Annotated in this window: 11 protein-coding genes; 9 read left to right on the forward strand and 2 right to left on the reverse strand. The window is 40.8% G+C overall.

What is annotated here, in order from left to right:
* Positions 1–9: 9 nt before the first annotated feature.
* Positions 10–2058, forward strand: a complete 2049-nt coding sequence (locus tag SALPA_RS15875; protein WP_145096011.1) for a methyl-accepting chemotaxis protein — start codon at positions 10–12, stop codon at positions 2056–2058.
* Positions 2059–2338: 280 nt separating this feature from the next.
* Here the strand turns inward: SALPA_RS15875 and SALPA_RS15880 are convergent, their stop codons facing one another.
* Positions 2339–3070, reverse strand: coding sequence for a GntR family transcriptional regulator (locus tag SALPA_RS15880; protein ID WP_145096014.1), 732 nt, complete (start codon positions 3068–3070; stop codon positions 2339–2341).
* A gap of 112 nt (positions 3071–3182) precedes the next feature.
* Complete coding sequence (gene helD / locus SALPA_RS15885; protein ID WP_145096017.1) at positions 3183–5411, reverse strand: RNA polymerase recycling motor HelD; 2229 nt, start codon at positions 5409–5411, stop codon at positions 3183–3185.
* A 278-nt stretch (positions 5412–5689) separates the two neighbouring features.
* On the opposite strand from helD, the gene SALPA_RS15890 reads away from it, so the two are divergent.
* The 8 genes from SALPA_RS15890 to SALPA_RS15925 all read left to right on the forward strand — a co-directional run bounded on the left by SALPA_RS15890 (position 5690) and on the right by SALPA_RS15925 (position 17051).
* On the forward strand, positions 5690–6811 hold the full coding sequence (locus SALPA_RS15890) for a DUF6765 family protein (RefSeq protein ID WP_145096020.1): 1122 nt from the start codon (positions 5690–5692) through the stop codon (positions 6809–6811).
* 295 nt (positions 6812–7106) lie between these two features.
* On the forward strand, positions 7107–8129 hold the full coding sequence (locus tag SALPA_RS15895; protein ID WP_145096023.1) for a C4-dicarboxylate TRAP transporter substrate-binding protein: 1023 nt from the start codon (positions 7107–7109) through the stop codon (positions 8127–8129).
* A gap of 71 nt (positions 8130–8200) precedes the next feature.
* Positions 8201–10060, forward strand: a complete 1860-nt coding sequence (locus SALPA_RS15900) for a nitrogen regulation protein NR(II) (protein ID WP_145096026.1) — start codon at positions 8201–8203, stop codon at positions 10058–10060.
* Positions 10061–10210: 150 nt separating this feature from the next.
* Positions 10211–10357 carry a glycosyltransferase 61 family protein gene (locus SALPA_RS15905; RefSeq protein ID WP_145096029.1) on the forward strand — a complete coding sequence of 49 codons (147 nt, stop codon included), beginning with the start codon at positions 10211–10213 and terminating at the stop codon, positions 10355–10357.
* 183 nt (positions 10358–10540) lie between these two features.
* On the forward strand, positions 10541–11767 hold the full coding sequence (locus SALPA_RS15910; protein WP_145096032.1) for an IS256 family transposase: 1227 nt from the start codon (positions 10541–10543) through the stop codon (positions 11765–11767).
* Positions 11768–12398: 631 nt separating this feature from the next.
* Complete coding sequence (locus SALPA_RS15915) at positions 12399–13526, forward strand: PucR family transcriptional regulator (RefSeq protein WP_186451090.1); 1128 nt, start codon at positions 12399–12401, stop codon at positions 13524–13526.
* 380 nt (positions 13527–13906) lie between these two features.
* On the forward strand, positions 13907–15208 hold the full coding sequence (locus tag SALPA_RS15920) for a hypothetical protein (RefSeq protein ID WP_145096038.1): 1302 nt from the start codon (positions 13907–13909) through the stop codon (positions 15206–15208).
* Between the two features lie 304 nt (positions 15209–15512).
* Positions 15513–17051: an AbgT family transporter gene (locus SALPA_RS15925; RefSeq protein ID WP_255451230.1), complete on the forward strand. Its 1539-nt coding sequence runs from the start codon at positions 15513–15515 to the stop codon at positions 17049–17051.
* Positions 17052–17060 lie beyond the last annotated feature (9 nt).

Consider the following 17060-nt stretch of genomic DNA (forward strand, 5'->3'; position numbering starts at 1 on the left):
GAGAAGCTTGTGAAAAGTATCCGTTCTTTTTTTATCCTCATCATTACTGGCATTACCCTACTGGTATTTAGTATTCAGACATATGTTTCGTCAACACAAATCAAAGAGTATGCAGTAAACCAATTGGAAGAAAAATTATTGCTTCAGGCTTCGCAAGAGGCAACGTCACTGTATATTCCGATCAAAGAGATTTCTGATGAAGCAATAAACCTGGGTAATATGATTGCAACTATGACGGAGTACCGGGAAGATATTGTAATTAATTATATTATGAGAAGTGTACAAAAAAGTAAGACCTTTGCCGGTGCCGGCATGGCGTTTGAACCGTATAGTTATCAGCCGGATGTGAAAAATCATTTCCCGTACATAATGAAGGATAAAAACGGCATACCGGTTTTAACGTGGGAATACAGCGTAGTGGATTATCATGCTAAAGGGTGGTATAAATTAGGTATAAACTCTCAAAAACCGGTCGATTATTCAGAGCCATATGTCGATCAAAGTGATGCCGATCTAATGTGGGTAACTTGTGTTCACCCGATAGAAAAAAATGGTAAGCGCATTGGTGTGGCCGAAGCGGATTTCACCTTAGACATGTTTAAGAAGCAGCTGACAGATATTCGGGTGGGCCGGAACGGTTATGCCTTCGCACTTACCAGAGCCGGTTTGGTTATTGGCAATTATGCCGGCACCAAAACTGAGCCGACTAAAGACTTAGCAGTAAAACTTACGGAAGTGGCCGACAAGGATTGGAAGGCGTTGGGTGAAGCTGCGCTAACATCGGACAAATCAGGAATTATGCAAGTAAAAGATAATTACATCGTATACTCTCCTGTAGGAAATACAGGCATGACACTGCTGCTGGTTTACCCGACTGATGAAGTTTTTGCGGGCTTGCATAGGGTGATGTATTTCAATATTATATTGATGATTGTTTCCCTGCTCTTGTTTGTTTTCACATTATCCTATTTTGTAAATCGACGGATTATCAAGCCGATACAAAAATTGTCCGCAACCGCCAATAGGGTTGCCGCAGGTGATCTTAGCGACATCGGGGAAAAACAAACAGCAAATGACGAGATCGGTCAATTGGCAACGGCGTTTAGCACAATGTCCGGCAACTTGCATACTCTGATGGTACAGGTCATGCAATCGGCAGAGACACTGGCATCTTCGTCAGAGCAGTTGACGGCAAGCGCCGAGCAGTCGGCTCAAGGAGCAACCCAAACGGCATTGAGCATCACGGCGGTGGCAGCCGGTACCGAGCGGCAAACCGGAGCTGTTCATGAGGCCACGGCTGTTGTTGAACGCATTGCAAACGAGCTCAACCAGGTTGCCGGCAATGTCGGCATAGTTGAGGTAACTTCCGGGAAAGCATCAGTCGCCGCCCAAAAAGGGGGCGAAGCGGTCGAAGCAGCAGTGCGGCAAATGGTTACTATTGAGACAAAAGTGGCACACTCTGCTCAGATTGTAGTTAAGCTGGGGGAACGCTCCAAAGAAATCGGCCAAATTGTCGACACCATTGCCGGTATTGCCAGTCAGACCAACCTGCTTGCTCTTAACGCCGCTATTGAGGCCGCCCGTGCCGGTGAACAAGGGCGCGGCTTTGCCGTAGTGGCCGAAGAAGTCCGCAAACTGGCGGAACAGTCCAGGGAAGCCGCCAAACAGATTGCCGGCTTAATTGGCGAAATACAAAGTGAGACTACCAGTGCAGTTGCAGCCATGGATGAGGGCACTCGCGAAGTAAAGCTAGGGGCGGAAGTTGTCAACAATGCAGGCTGTGCCTTTGACGAGATTGTAACATTGTTTGAACAAGTATCAGAACAGGTGAGCAAAATTACCAATACGGTGCAGCGAGTTGCCTGTGGCAGCCAGGATATTGTTGCTGCCGTAAAAGAAATTGATGGAATAAACAAGGATACTGCCGGTCAAACCCAGACGATTTCCGCGGTTACTGAGGAGCAGGCGGCATCCATGGAAGAAATTGCTGCGTCCAGTGAGGCTTTGGCCAAAATGGCGGAAAAATTGACGCAAGCCGTAAGTAGGTTTAAATTGTAGTTGGCTGAATGGGTAAGACCTATGCCACTGCATCCGAAGCATCAAGGAGAATGGTCAGACGAAATTGTCCATTAAATAAGCTTGTTTTTTCTCTCTCAAAACGAGGAGAGGGTGCCTCTCGTAGGTTAAAAAAACCTATTTTGAGACACCCTCTCTTTTATTTTCTTATAGTGCTCTCTTAGCGCGACAGCCCACTGCCGGTGGTAACTCCAAGCCTTCTGCCGGATTAGTATAGCTGATGGATGCTGAAAATATAATGACTGATTGACTCTTCCCGAATCTATGGTTTCCAACCATGATAAATAGCCTTATTAATTTGCATGTTGTCGACAAGCGTTGTTTCAATATAAGTGTGCAGATGTTGCTGGAACTCCTCTAAAACAATCGGCAACTGTTTTGTTTTCAATGCATTAAGAATTCGTAAATGCTCCTGAGCCTTCTCCTCAAAGGAGCCCAACGACACGATATTTTGGTTCATAGCAAGCAGAAGCTGGTAAAACAATCCCTCCAGAATCTGCGCACGTCGGTGGCTTTCAGAAGCCTTCCACAAGTAGCGGTGAAAAGACAAATCCAATGTATTCAACAGGAATACACGTTCTTCATTTTTACTACATTGTCGTTCGCCATCCTGCATCTGTGACGTTAGATTCTGCAATTCCTGGTAATCTTCCTTTTGAAGCATGTGTTGAGTGACAAGTAGGTCCAATATCTGTATTTCGAGCGAGATGCGAATCTCAAATATCTCTAGAATCTCTTTTGGGCTCATTTCCAGAACCTGATTGCCTTTTCTCGGTGAAAAAGAGATAATCCCTTGCTCGTTCAGAATTCGCATCGCTTCGCGCACCGGAGCGCGGCTGGTGCTTAACTCGTTAGAGATATCCGCCTCAATCAATTTATCGCCGCTTTTTAATGTGCCAGACAAAATTTTGTTTTTTACATAAGAAACAACTATATCGCTCAAGCTCTTCTTTTCGTATTCCGGTATAATCACCCTGTTTCCCCATCTCTTCATCCAATGTATCTGTTAATTATACCGCATTATACCCGCCCTGTACAGAGCGGCTCGCGCGACGTGCAGGGCAATTGCTTACGAAACTGGAGGGAAAGAGAGGAAGATGAGTTCATTACATAGTAGTATACAAGCTTCTGTCAACCCGCCGCAAATAAGGCGACAGACTTCCCGTATAAAACAGATATAAACGGTGCAAAGCCCGAGTACAGATTGTATATAGAATATTCCCATCCTGTTCTTGGCTATAATTAGTTGCGTCTGTATTAACTATAAATACAGCATCAAACTCTAAGCCTTTAGCCAGATAGGAGGGGATGACAACAATTCCGGTAGAGAATTTGTCGTCATCTTTACTTATTAGGGTAGTCTCGGTAGCTCCTTTCAACTGAGAATAAATTCTGAGGGCCTGGGTTACATTTTTAGTGATAACTGCAATAGATTTCAAACCCTCACTCTGTACTGTTTGGATAGTGCTAAGAAGCGCAGCAGCTATATTTCCATGATTATTTATTTGAATAACTGTAGGTTTCGGGCCAGGACGGTTGATGGAAAGACTCTCGCCGGCACTTGGTAATATTGCCTGGCAGAAAGCCTGAATGGCTTGGGTTGAACGGTAGCTTTTGGTCAAACGGAAATGCAAGGTTTGCTCTTGGCCCAGGATGTTACTGGCTTTTGTAAAACTGGCTGTATTAACAAAAGGCTGGATTGACTGTGCAGGATCACCGACAATTGTCCAGGAACTGTTGGGGAATAGCTGAGCCAGAATTTTGTATTGAAAAGCCGAATAATCCTGGGCCTCGTCAATTACAACATGCTTAATATCTTGTTTGACCGGAAAACCCTGCACAACACCCTGAAAGTACAAAAAGGGTGCAATGTCTTCATAGGGAAGGATACCCCTGGTAATAAGCTTACGTGTCTGTGCTTTTATCGCGCCCCAATTGCCAGGAATAGGCGTGCCGGTAACTGTGAACAATCTGTCATCAGAAAAAAGGGCTGCATATTCCTCTAAGGCATCCAGTGTTGTCAGTTTTTCTACATAATCGGTAATGGGTTTTAGCTCGCTTCTTGCCTCGATTCTGGCCAGTGCCCTGATCACCTTTTCATTGACTTCTTCACCGGCTTCAGTGAGTTGTGCGATCTTTTCACGCCGGACATCGTAGATGAGATCATGCATTCGTTTTTGGATAATTGTTCTGATTTTTTCGAGACGGATTGCCGGCGGCATCATGCGAAAGCTATTTTGATAGTAGTGCTGCCATTCGTTCTGGCCAAACAGCGTTTCGCCCCGAGCTGTGATAGACGGGTGTTCATTAATCCAATCTGCTGCCAGCCAGTTAAGATAGTTGGTTAAAACCTCGTTAAAGAGTTGTGATGATTTAAAGCTGATAGTAGCTGCCCGCTGTTTGTTGGCATTAGAAACCAGCATGTGCTCAAAGTAATCTGTACGGGTTTCAAGGCGCAAGGGGATATGGGCGGCAGACCTGGCAGTGTAGTCCTGAAAAGTCATTTGGACAACGTTTGCTTCGCCTATTTCCGGCAAGACGTTAGAAATATAATCACTAAAAATAAAGTTAGGGGATAGGATTAATACATTCTGGGAGGTTAGTCTTTCCCGGTTCTGATAAAGCAAAAAGGCTATGCGGTGTAAGGCAACTGATGTTTTGCCGCTGCCGGCCGGCCCCTCCAAAAATAGTACCTTATGCTGCTCATCACGGATAATCTGATTTTGATCCCGTTGGATGCTGTTAACAATGGTATGCATCTTTTCATTGACACTTTTAGCTAGTAGTTCTTGAAGGATATCGTCATCAATTGTCAGATCAGAATCAAACATATACTGGATGTGCCCATCAGCAATCTTGTATTGGCGCTTGAGGGTAATAGTTCCTTTGATTACGCCTGCCGGGCAGGTGTAGGCTGCATCACCAAGACCATAATCATAGAACATGCTTGATACCGGGGCGCGCCAGTCATAGACGAGGAATTCACCGTCTTCACTAGCCAGACTGCCAATTCCAATATAGATTTTCTCCGTATCATTATAATGAGCTTCAGAAAAGTCAATCCGGCCAAAGTAGGGGGACTTCAGCATTTTGATTAGATGACGGGCAGTCCCCTGCGAATGTTTAGAAAGTGCGCGCTGGCGATTCATGGTCTCGACATGTTGTGCTTCATCAATAGAACTACCGCCGCCACCATTCCAGTAATCCTGGAGAGAATTTTTGAGTGCATGCTGATGGCAGCCCACAACTTCCTTGTTTTTCTGTATTTGGGCTTGTACTTGCTGGAGTGTTTCGGCGAGTCGTGCTAGTTCAAACTGCTGTTCCTGTTGGTTCATAGTTCCTCCTCAATGAATTAGCCGTTAGCCGATTGTTCCTTTCACACTTTGGACAGGGCTATCAGTCAAAAGCTATAATGCGACAGAAGTATAATACAGTTACGTGCTCGTACAAATAGTATTTGGTCTTATCTTTGGTCACTATAAACTAAGACACTCATAGAAAAAAATGGTAAAATATTAGCGAAAGTCATCATTCCTATTGTAAGTCGAGATAACTTGACTTACAAGTGATGCGATTCACCATAGAAATAATTTTTATACTGGAGGGAATTACCATGCAAAAGGACTTCCATTATGATGTAATCTATGTGTTGGCCAGCTGGGCGGGATTTAGTTTGGAGGATGCGAATACGCTTGCCTATGCATCCCAGTATGTAGATGATGCTAATAATACCGGGCATCTCAAATTTGATACTGGTGCCAGCTACACTCGTACCAGTTCTGCTCACGATGTATTTGATATATACCATAACGCCGACAATGTAGAAAATCATAACGTCTGGCTGCCGTTTCATTTCTTGCCTGGTAATTGTGGTTATGCCCAAGGAAAGGTGGAAGATAAATCCTTTATTGAACGTATCATCTGCACATCTGATAGTTTTGTGGCTCGTGATATGGTAAAGGAATCCATCCGCTGCGGGGACAAACCTTATGGACTGCACCGATTTGGCATTTCGCTGCATACCTATGCCGATACGTGGGCGCATAGGGGATTTGCAGGTGTTATTGATGGAATAAATAAGGTGAAATCAATCTTCTGGCGTAATGATTCCAACCAGCTAGTGCCTGTTGATTTAATGCAACAAATGAAAAACCGAGTGATCGATTTACTTCCTGTCGGCCATGGTTCAGCAATTTGTAATCCCGATTTACCTTATTTGAAGGAATGGCAGTTCAGTTTTATTGAGGACCTTGGACGCGGAATCCAGACTTACAATAATACGCAGTATTTCCTTTTGGCTGCCGAAAACATCATAAAAGCTATGCGCCTCTTTATTGCCTGCCGGAAGTCGCCAGTGCCGTTAGCAGGCGATTTGTCAGCCTTATATGACGGCTATCCTGGTTTGACTGAGAAGCAGCAAAATACTCTCGAATCCCTTTTCGTAGACATTCGCGATAAAGATGGCGATAAACGTCATGACGAATGGGGCAGGAGAGCTATAACCGGTGAAATTGCGGGAGTTAGTTCAATTCCGTCATACCAGGCGAAAGGGGAAGGCTCTTGGAAGCACAAAGCTCTCGGTACTGCATTGGAAATTGACGACCCCGGTCAACTATTTACTTATACTCCTGCGTTTATTACTAGTGACTGGAAGAAGTTTCATGATGGATTGCAGGTTCAGCGACAGTACATTCTGCTTGAATTATTGCCAGCTTACGGAATTTGTATCTCATAGAAACGCAACAGTTGGCTGCCCTCGTAGTCTAATTTATGGTTACAAGAAGAATTAGACTACGGGGATTTTGTTGAGACTATGCTGAAATGATGCTGCAGCATAGTTTTTCTGTCGTCTAGTGGCTTATTTAGCCTGGGATGACATATTTTTTTAAAAAAAGAAGGATTTTTTATACTTTTATGGAAATAATTACTAGAACTTATCTATGGGGTAGATGACAGCGTTCAGCAAATGTCCCCATGCAAATGGTTAAATCTACGCGGATTAGGTATTTATCTTGGGAAGGAGGTTGTTTGTGGAAAGGGTAAGAAAAATTCCTGGCATTTTATTGGGCGTACTTATCCTATCGCTTACAGTGGCCGCATGCACAAGTGCACCAATAACTACTAAGCAAGACGCATCTCAAGTGAAGTATGTTTTAAAGTTTAATCATGTATTGACAGAATCTGAAACCTTTCATAAAGGTTTCATGAAATGGGCGCAGCGTGTTGGGGAAAGAACCAATGGTGGGCTTGAAATCCAAGTATTTCATAGTGCTCAGCTTGGTCTTGAAGAAAACATAATTGAGCAGTTGCGGCAAGGGGCACCTCTAGGCTTGAGCACTGACTCAGCCCGACTTGGTATGTATGTTCCAGAAATTGCAGTTATAAATGCTCCTTATTTTCTTGACAGCATCGATGATGTTGCAAAGCTCAAAGAATTATTTACCATTAAGCAATGGGCAAAAGAACTAGAAGAAAAATATGGTATTAAAATAGTGTCTTTCAATTGGGTACAGGGGCCAAGACATATGGTAAGCAATAGACCAATCAGGAATCCAGGTGATATGCAGGGCTTACGTATCCGGGTTCCTGGTGCTCCTGTTTGGCAGCAAACTATGCGTTCATTTGGTGCAGAGCCGGTAGCTCTTCCTTTCGGTGAAGTTTATATCGGTATGGAACAGAAGGAGGTCGAAGGTGCGGATCTTGTTTATCGAAATGTAACAGAGGCCAAACTTTTTGAAGTAGCCAGGTATATGAGTGAGACAAGGCACATTTTGTTGATCAACTTCGAAGTAGTCAGTAAGCAATTTTTTGACAGTCTTCCTCCTGAATATCAGAAAATTCTAATAGAAGAGTGTGACAAAGCTGGAACAGAGACGTCCCAGGAAATGGAAAAAGAGGTTGCGCAGCTTAAGACGGAGCTTACTCAAAAGGGGATGATTATTGTCGAAGATGTAAATGTAGTCGATTTTCGGAGAGCCAGTGAGGAGACTTATGAGGTCTTACAACTTACGAACATCAGAGACAAGCTGTATGAGGAAATGGGCAAGAAATAGGAATGATATCAATAACTGATTAAATATGTAGATGGCAGGAATTAATGTGGAGCTATGTATTTGCTTAGTTTATGGATGCTGGAGGCGTGTTAATGACAAGCAGGGGTATCGCTTGTAAAGCGTATTGTATTATCACTTTTATAATTACTTTGCCGCTTTGCGTTGCATTTTTCTATTTTTCCGAACAGCAAAAAGAAATTATTTTAATGGAAAATGAGCGGGAAATCACCAGAGTTTCTGCGAAATTGGCACAACTTCCCCAGAATGGCAAGCCGGCTGCTTATTGGCGAGATGGTTTTACTAGAGATGAGCTTTTATCTCAAAAAGTATCAGATAGTAATGCCTACTATCAGTATTTTGTGGATGAACTTGCTCGCATTTATCCCTATTATCGAATCGGGATTTACCACCGCAGCTTAGATAGTATTATTGCGATGCATCCGAATGTATACCTGGAAGAATGTATCTCGATCGATAATCCGTCTGTAAGAAAAGTATATGCTACTGGGGAACCTGTAGTTGCGATAGAAGATTCGAAGGTTGACGGAACTCCCATACTTGTAGCTATTTCTCCCATCTATCATCTTGGACAGGTAGTTGGCTTTACGTGGGTTAGTAAGAAGATAGACCTTGTTTTGAATGAGAGTAATAATTTTTTTTACAAAGGTATTATAATTAGTTTTTTTATATGGATAGTTCTAATGCTGGTTGTTCGCGCCGTATTTCTGAAATTGGACAGTTCGCTGATACAATTTGCAAACCAAATTACGAATAAGGAGCTATTGCTAGCTAAATTTAAGGATTTTCCGCAGCTTGAACCACTTTTTAATACAGTTGTGAGCTTGCGGGAGAACTTAAAAAAAGAAAAACAACATTATCTGGAGGAAAGCCAGAAATTAAAAAAACTTATTGAATTAGCACCGTTGATGATCTTTGTTGTGGACAAAAATGCCATTATAACGGAATGCAATCAGGCGTTTTTAAACTATCATTCCTATAATTGGGAGACCGTAATAAACCTCCCTTATAAAGTCCATACAGACAGGCTTAATAGAGATTTTGAAAACACTTTGATTGTCCGCGCTTTAAGAGGAGAAGAAATTCGTGATGAGTATTGCTTTTTGTTTAATCGATATTGGATTACCAGTGCCGTTCCTTTAAAAACTAAGGCTGGAGAAATAACGGGTGCAATTGCAATTTGTCATGACGTTACAGAACATGAAAAGTTGCGTAAAGATATGATTAGGCTTGACCGTTTAAACATGGTTGGGCAGATGGCGGCTTCTGTGGCCCATGAGGTAAGAAATCCGATGACTGTTATTCGGGGCTATATTCAGGTTCTGGCAAAGAAGACAGGAGGAATCTATAACTCTCAATTTGATACGGTGCTCGGGGAATTAGACAGAGCTAACCGTATCATTAGTGATTACTTATCGCTGGCAAAAGATAAGTATGTTGAGAAGAAGAAAGAGTCTTTAAGTAAAATTGTACAAAACATTTTTCCGCTTGTTGAAAGTGAAGCATTGGCGCGAAATAGTAAATGTCATGTGCAGCTTGATGAGACAGTACCCATGATATTGATCAATTCCGAAGAGATTAAGCAACTTATTTTAAATTTGGCTATGAATGCATTAGATGCTCTCGATGAGGGGGCACTTACCATTTGCTGCACACATAATCATGAAACAAATGAAGTTGAGTTGGAAATACGTGACACTGGGTGCGGTATAGAACAAAGTTCTATTGAGAAAGTATTTGAACCGTTTTATACGACAAAGAAGAATGGTTCCGGCCTTGGATTATCGATATGTAAAAGTATTGTTGAAAGGCATGACGGGAACATAAGCATACAATCTGAAAAGGGTAAAGGCTCAGTATTTAATATAAAATTTCCAATCATCGAAGGAGAGACAGGTTGTGAAAGAGACTAAAAAAGTTTAGAGAATCGTGGATGCTACTAGCTGCAGTATTGATTGTGGTTGTTCTTTGCATTTTTATTCCGGATATTGTATTGTTTGTTCCTAATTTAATGTTTGGCAAAGGATGAATGTGGTTTAGTTGTTGAAGCATGACAGGGACAGTTGGAGAATTTAACGGTAGCGGATCAGGTTTGTCTATTTGCCTCAGCCGAAGTTGTTGTTGCAGCACATGGAGCTGGGCTCACAAATCTTGTATTACGGTATATCCTCCGTCTGGCTGGTATGGATGAGCAAAAAGCCCTGCAATAGTGTGACATGTATCATTGCTAAGCAAATTTTTTCTGTAAAATGGTGCTAAGCAGGATGCAGGGGAGGGCAGATTTAAAACAAACAGAGAGGGCACAGAAAATTTTGTGTAAATAAGTTTGAAACATCTTCCTTACTGGCAAGAATAGGAATAAACCTATTTGAGTCGGAAAGGAAGATGTTTTTATGAAAACAATACCCAAGGAAGTCATTAGAGATTTGATCAAAGATGAAAAGTTCAACAATACCACGGAAGTTATGAATGCAATTAAAGAGATGTTCCGAGACGTGCTCCAAGAAATAATGGAAGCAGAATTAGAAACAGAATTAGGCTACGAAAAACAGGAACGACGGTCGGAAAATGTCAATCCAGCTGTGTCGAAAAATTATCGAAACGGCTACTCAAAAAAGAAAGTAAAAACGCAACTTGGTGAAGTAGAGATTGCAATTCCCCGTGATCGAAACGGTGGGTATGAACCTCAAATTATCGGCAAATACAGCCGCAATGCTGATGGCATGGAAGAAAAAATATTATCGCTCTATGCTGCAGGACTTAGCATTCGAGATGTATCAGACCAAATAAAAAGCCTGTACGATGTAGAAATTTCGCCAGAGCTGGTAAGTAAAATCAGTGAAAAAATCATGCCTCAACTTACTGAATGGCAAAACCGGCCCTTGGAAGCAGTATATCCTTTCATATTCTTGGATGCGATACACTACAAAATTCGCGAAAACCATCAGATCATTACTAAGGCAGCTTATGTTGTATTGGGCGTAAACCTGGACGGTTATAAAGAAATTTTAGGTATATGGATTGGTGAAAACGAAAGCAGCAAATTCTGGCTTAGTGTCTTAAATGAGCTGAAAAGCCGCGGCATACAAGATGTTTATCTATTCTGTGTTGATGGGCTAAGTGGCTTTAGGGAAGCCATTGGTGCCGCCTATCCTAAAGCCGGGATACAGCGCTGTATTATTCACCAAATTCGTGCGAGTATGCGGTATGTAAACTACAAACATGCAAAAGTCTTTACGGCTGATTTAAAAGAAGTCTACACATCCGTGACAGAAGAAGCCGCACTGGAAAAGCTAATGATCTTTAAAGAAAAGTGGGGACAAAAATATCCGGCTGCCATAAAAAGCTGGGAAGACAACTGGGATATTTTATCTACTTTTTATGCATATCCCCCCAGTATTAGGAAAATAATATATACAACAAATATTATAGAAGGATTGCATCGGCAATTTCGGAAAGTAACTAAGACCAAAGCCGTATTTCCTAATGATGATGCTTTACGCAAAATGTTATACTTAGCATCGAATAATATTGTAAAAAAATGGACTCAGCGTTACCGGGATTGGGATATGGTTTTGAACCATTTGGCCTTACTTTTTGAGGATCGATACGTAGGATAATTGCCCCTTTAAAGTACGATTCCCCAGCCGAGACAGAAGCATTCACGCTAACGCGTGCATACTTCCGTCTCGCCCAGGGAACTGATTTATCAAGGGACAATGAACAAATATGTTTTTACAAAGCCACTATTTCTTGCTATGAGGAATTTCAAATTACACAAAATTATCCGCAGACCCCAAACAGAGGCATTCAGCCTCTGTTTGTTTTGCAATGATGGGAACGATAAACGGTATAACTAGCCTCTGCTGCCTGCCAGAAAGGCAGTAAACTGCCTATTGTTCTTCCTTGTTTAATGCGGGAGGCAATAGGCTTATTTCTTGCCCGTTTGATGCCTGCTTATATCGGGTATTTTGTCCAACGTAGCCATGTTTTTTACAATCTGTATATAAATTGGACGCTTATGATATCCCTGTACATAGTTTTGAATTACATTTGTTATTGGTTTTTTTAAACACATCACAATTCCCTCCATTGGTATAATCCTGAATTTATATGTATTTTAGCACTTATTTTTTCAGCACTCAATAAGATTGCAGCCTAAAAAAACTCTGTTTTTTCGTGCTGTACAACCCAATTTCTATTGTTGTATACTATCTACAGTCTCAGTAACGTGAGAGGAGGAGTATGGCATTGATACTAAAACAATTTTATGAAAAGTTTCAAAAAAAGCACCAGCTAACATTAATAGCTGGTGAAAAGGGTATCTATGATCCTATTGAATGGATTTATCTTTTAGAGGACTTGAATAATATTAAATTCCTTCGCGGTAGAGAATTAATTATTACAACTGGGCTTGCCAACAACTATGACCACTGGCTTGAAGAATTCATTTATTCAGTGAATGAAAAAGGCGTAAGCGGTATTATCTTATGTTTTGGAACTTATATTAAAGATATACCAAATTCTCTCATTGACTACTGCAACTCTCAGGGATTGCCGCTTTTTATCATACCATGGGAAATACGCATGGTTGATATTATGCAGGATTACTACGATGATACTATTAAAGAGAAACAAGAAGCAGAATATTTTAGCAAAATATTCTCCAATGCCATGTTTAACAATACCATCGACAATGAATTTATTGTTAAACATGAAGACATGAAACCGTATTCCTATTCCACCTATGGAATTATCGCTTTCAAAAATATCGCTAGCGATAAATTAACTGCTGTTCTAAATCAAACTGAACAAAAATATCTGCTCCTGACGAAAAAAGCTACACAGTATGTGATTCTTTATAACATGACCGAAAACAATGTTTCCTCTACATTAGCTTTCCTGCATGTATCTTTAAGTAACGATAGTGTTCATTATGGCATTGCCACGCTCGGGCAAGGTATACAATGCTTATTTAATAAACGAATCGAAGCGGATAAAGCATTGCAGGTAGCAATCGCTACAAAAAAGACCTACTGTTTCTATAAAGATTTAGGCCTTTATCAAATTATATTAGGTATTTCAGATGAGGCTATATTAGATAATTTATATATGCAAACTCTGAAGCCTATTGTAGAGTACGACCAACAGCATCATTCCAATTATTTAGAAACTCTACGCTATTATATTGAATTTAATTCTAGTGTACAACTCATTGCTGAACATACTTTCACTCATCGAAATACCATTAATTATCGTATTGCCAAAATCAAAAAAATACTCCAAAGCGACTTGTCTTCTATAGAAGAACGTTGCCGCATTCAGCTTGCCTTTTGTTTTTATGATTTAAAGTACCAAACCGATATGAAAAAGGGCTAAGTGAAGGTCGACGAAGCCAGTATTTCTCTGATGTTCCCTAAAACAGACTTTTGAACATGACAGTGGTGCCATGTTCATTAAAGTAAAATTATTGAAGGGAAAAAGAAGCCGATTATCGAACTAGAGTCGTAGCTAATCTTATGATAGCTACGGTTCTAGTTTATAATATAGGAACAAGTTGAGTTAGGTTAGGGATTGAAGGTGGATGCTATTTGTATTGCATGCCGGAAAATAAAGAAATACCACCAGGCGGAATTATTTATAAAGTCGACTTTGTACTGTAATGTAAAGTTCTTTAGTTCGTTATATATATTATACATAATTTATAGTCGACTAATATAATACTGATGAACAAATGAAGAACAAAGGAGTAAAACAGTATGCCTAAAGTCGGAATAGTGGGTCCCGCTTCATCTGTAGAACGTATACTTACAGTGGCTAAACAATTGGTACAGGACATTGAATTTGTTCCATTTACATATGAAGAAAATAACGAAATCGCGGGTATCATTGATGAAAATCATTTTCAAGTAAAAGGGTGGCTGTTTTCGGGTCCTATTCCTTTTTGGTTAGCGAAAGAGCACCTAGGTACAGAAGAAAACTTGGTTTATTGCCATGTAACAGGAAATGAGATTTACAAATGTTTGATTGAAATGGCATATAGTCAACAGAAAATATTACTGAAGGCTTCTGTGGATAGTCCGGGGATTGGTATTAGTGAACTTGAGGACGCACTTGGTGAACTGAGAATACCAATCCAGGGGATAATTGTACAGAAATATGAAATTCCATTTGACATGCAAGAGTTGGTTCAGTTTCATCTTAAATTGTGGCAAGAAGGAACTACAGATGGTGCAATTACTACCTTGCAGTCGGTTTATACTGCTCTGCAAGAGCATAAGGTTCCTGTTTGTCGCCTTACAGTTACTACGTTAGCCATTCGTCAGGCGATAAGTGACATTATTGAAAAAATGAAAGGTTTGTATTTTAAAAGCAGTCAAGTGGGTCTGGAAATTATTGAAATTAGTGATTTTGATAAGGTTATTGAGAAGGCGGGAAATTTTTATCAATTACAGTTTATAGAACTAAAAATTAAAGAAAAATTACTATCGTTTTGCAAAGCGGTTGATGGTTACCTTTCGGAGCAGGGTAATGGACGATACGAAATTTTTAGTTCCCGTGGGAAAATCGAAAGTGGGATTGCTATGATCCAGGACACAATAGAAGAGATTGGTCTCGACTTGGATTCTCATGTAGTTGTGGGGATAGGGCTTGGTGAAACAGTTTTTTCAGCCCGAATCAATGCGAATCGAGCTGCTAGTTACGTAAAGAGCACCCTGAAGCAAGGTATTGTTATTATTAAGGAAGATGGTAGTATCATAGAATCAGTAGGCCGAAAAGAAGAAGTGGAATATGCTTATTATTCTAATGATAGGGCTTTGTTGGATAAATTAAATGAGGCCAATATCGGCATAAAAACGTATCGAAAAGTGGAAGCAATGATTCGACGTATGAAATGGGATTGTTTTACAACGACGCAACTGGCGGATCAGTTGTCGGTCACAGATCGGAATGTTCGACGCATTGTGGCTAGTTTATGTAAGGCCGGTCTGATTGAGTGCATCGGAGAAGAATCTTCATCTAATCGCGGTAGACCAAGTAGGAAATATCGGCTTGTATAAAAAATATTTCTGCTACACACCCCTAATAGGGGGTGTGTTTTTTGTTTGCTAGAATTTCGCGAGAAATGTTGTAGAAAAAAATCTTGTTGAAATATTTATACTATTCATTTATAATCTATTTTAGGAAATATTCCTAAAACATACCGTAATAATATTTGGTTTAGCGCTACAGGTACCAGGGACTGTTACGCTGTTTTTAACAGCTAACAAAATCAGATTTGGAAACGGGGGGTGGTGTGGAGTACATACTCCAGCAAGAATTAGCTTATACGGAATTTGCCAAAAAATAAGGGAGTGATTACAGGTGGAACTTAAAAAAACAGGCTTAGCTTCAGACACGCAAACGCAAAAGATGGATGGGGTACTTAAATGGATTGAGACGATAGGCAATAAGATTCCAGACCCGACGTTGCTATTTGTTTATTTAATTGGATTACTGATTATTATATCGGCCGCTTTATCGGCTGCTCATGTTTCTATCGTCAATCCCCTATCCCACAAAACGGTTATGGTAAAAAGCTTATTGAGTAAGGAGGCTGCTCATTGGTTTCTTACAGAAATGGTGAGAAACTTTACGAGTTTTCCACCGTTAGGGGTTGTTTTGGCAATCACGATGGGAATTGGGCTAGTGGAGAAAACTGGCCTCCTTACCGCTAGTATTAAGAGTCTTGTTTATGTTATACCGAAGTGGTGTGTCACCTTTGCGCTTGTAATGATCGCCTTTTTAAGTCATCTTGCTTCCGATGTTGCATTTGTGATTATGCCTGCCGTTGGTGCAATGGTGTTTTATTCAGCAGGGCGGCACCCCTTAGCGGGCATAAGTACGGCTATGGCGGGTGTGGGTGCTGGATTCACAGCAAATCTACTTATTGCAACAACTGATGTTTTGCTTGCGGGGATTAGTTCGGAAGCTTCAAAAATTGTCAATCCTAATGTACTAGTAAGTCCTTTGGATAATTGGTTTTTTCTATCGTTTTCGGTTTTGTTTTTAAGTATCATTACGACTTTGATTACAGAAAAAATTGTAGAGCCACGTTTAGGGGTCTTCACGTCAAATGTGGCGGTGAAGTTAGAAGATGTCACTGTCAAAGAAAAAAAGGCACTACGTATTACTGGAATCGTAGCAGCACTATTTATTATTGTGGTAGCTCTATTGGTAGTACCAGAGGGAGCTTTTCTTCGTAATTCCCAAACAGGTTTGGTTATGGGCTCTCCCTTTTTGCGCGGAATTGTTCCCATTATATTGTTCTTCTTTATAGTAACCGGAGTAACTTATGGCATTAAGTCAGGTTCAATTCAGAAAGGAAAAGATTTTTCGAAACTGATGGGAGAGTCCATTAAATCATTATCTGGATTTATTGTTTTAGTATTTTTTATTGCGCAGTTTACAGCGGCTTTTACTTGGGCCAATATGGGTGAAGTGCTGGCCACAGCTGGAGCCGACTTTTTAACCAATATCAACATGGTTGGTCTGCCTGCAGTATTCTGCTTCATGGTGGTAGGCGGTTTTTGTTCTATCTTTATCGCGAGTGGCTCTGCGGTGTGGGCTTTGCTTGCACCCATGTTTATTCCCATGTTTATGTACTTGGGCTATCATCCCGCTTTTATTCAACTGGGATTCAGGATAGCTATGTCGGTACTTATTCCCATTAACCCACTTAACCCATTTATATCGATATGTATAAAAGTCATGTCGGAATACACGAATGATGCGGATATGGGTAAATATTTATCGTTGATGATACCTTATTCAGTAGCTTTTTTGTTAATTTGGCCTGCTTTATTCGCTATATGGTACTTTCTTGGCTTACCTATTGGACCCGGTGTTTTCCCCAGATTGTAGTACTAATTA

Source organism: Sporomusa sp. KB1, from assembly GCF_007830295.1.
Taxonomy (GTDB): Bacteria; Bacillota; Negativicutes; order Sporomusales; family Sporomusaceae; genus Sporomusa.

Coding starts and splice junctions, on each gene's coding strand:
- SALPA_RS15880 (WP_145096014.1), bottom strand. CDS start 3,070: ATGAAGAGATGGGGAAACAGGGTGATTATACCGGAATACGAAAAGAAG.
- helD (WP_145096017.1), bottom strand. CDS start 5,411: ATGAACCAACAGGAACAGCAGTTTGAACTAGCACGACTCGCCGAAACA.
- SALPA_RS15890 (WP_145096020.1), top strand. CDS start 5,690: ATGCAAAAGGACTTCCATTATGATGTAATCTATGTGTTGGCCAGCTGG.
- SALPA_RS15900 (WP_145096026.1), top strand. CDS start 8,201: ATGGATGCTGGAGGCGTGTTAATGACAAGCAGGGGTATCGCTTGTAAA.
- SALPA_RS15910 (WP_145096032.1), top strand. CDS start 10,541: ATGAAAACAATACCCAAGGAAGTCATTAGAGATTTGATCAAAGATGAA.
- SALPA_RS15920 (WP_145096038.1), top strand. CDS start 13,907: ATGCCTAAAGTCGGAATAGTGGGTCCCGCTTCATCTGTAGAACGTATA.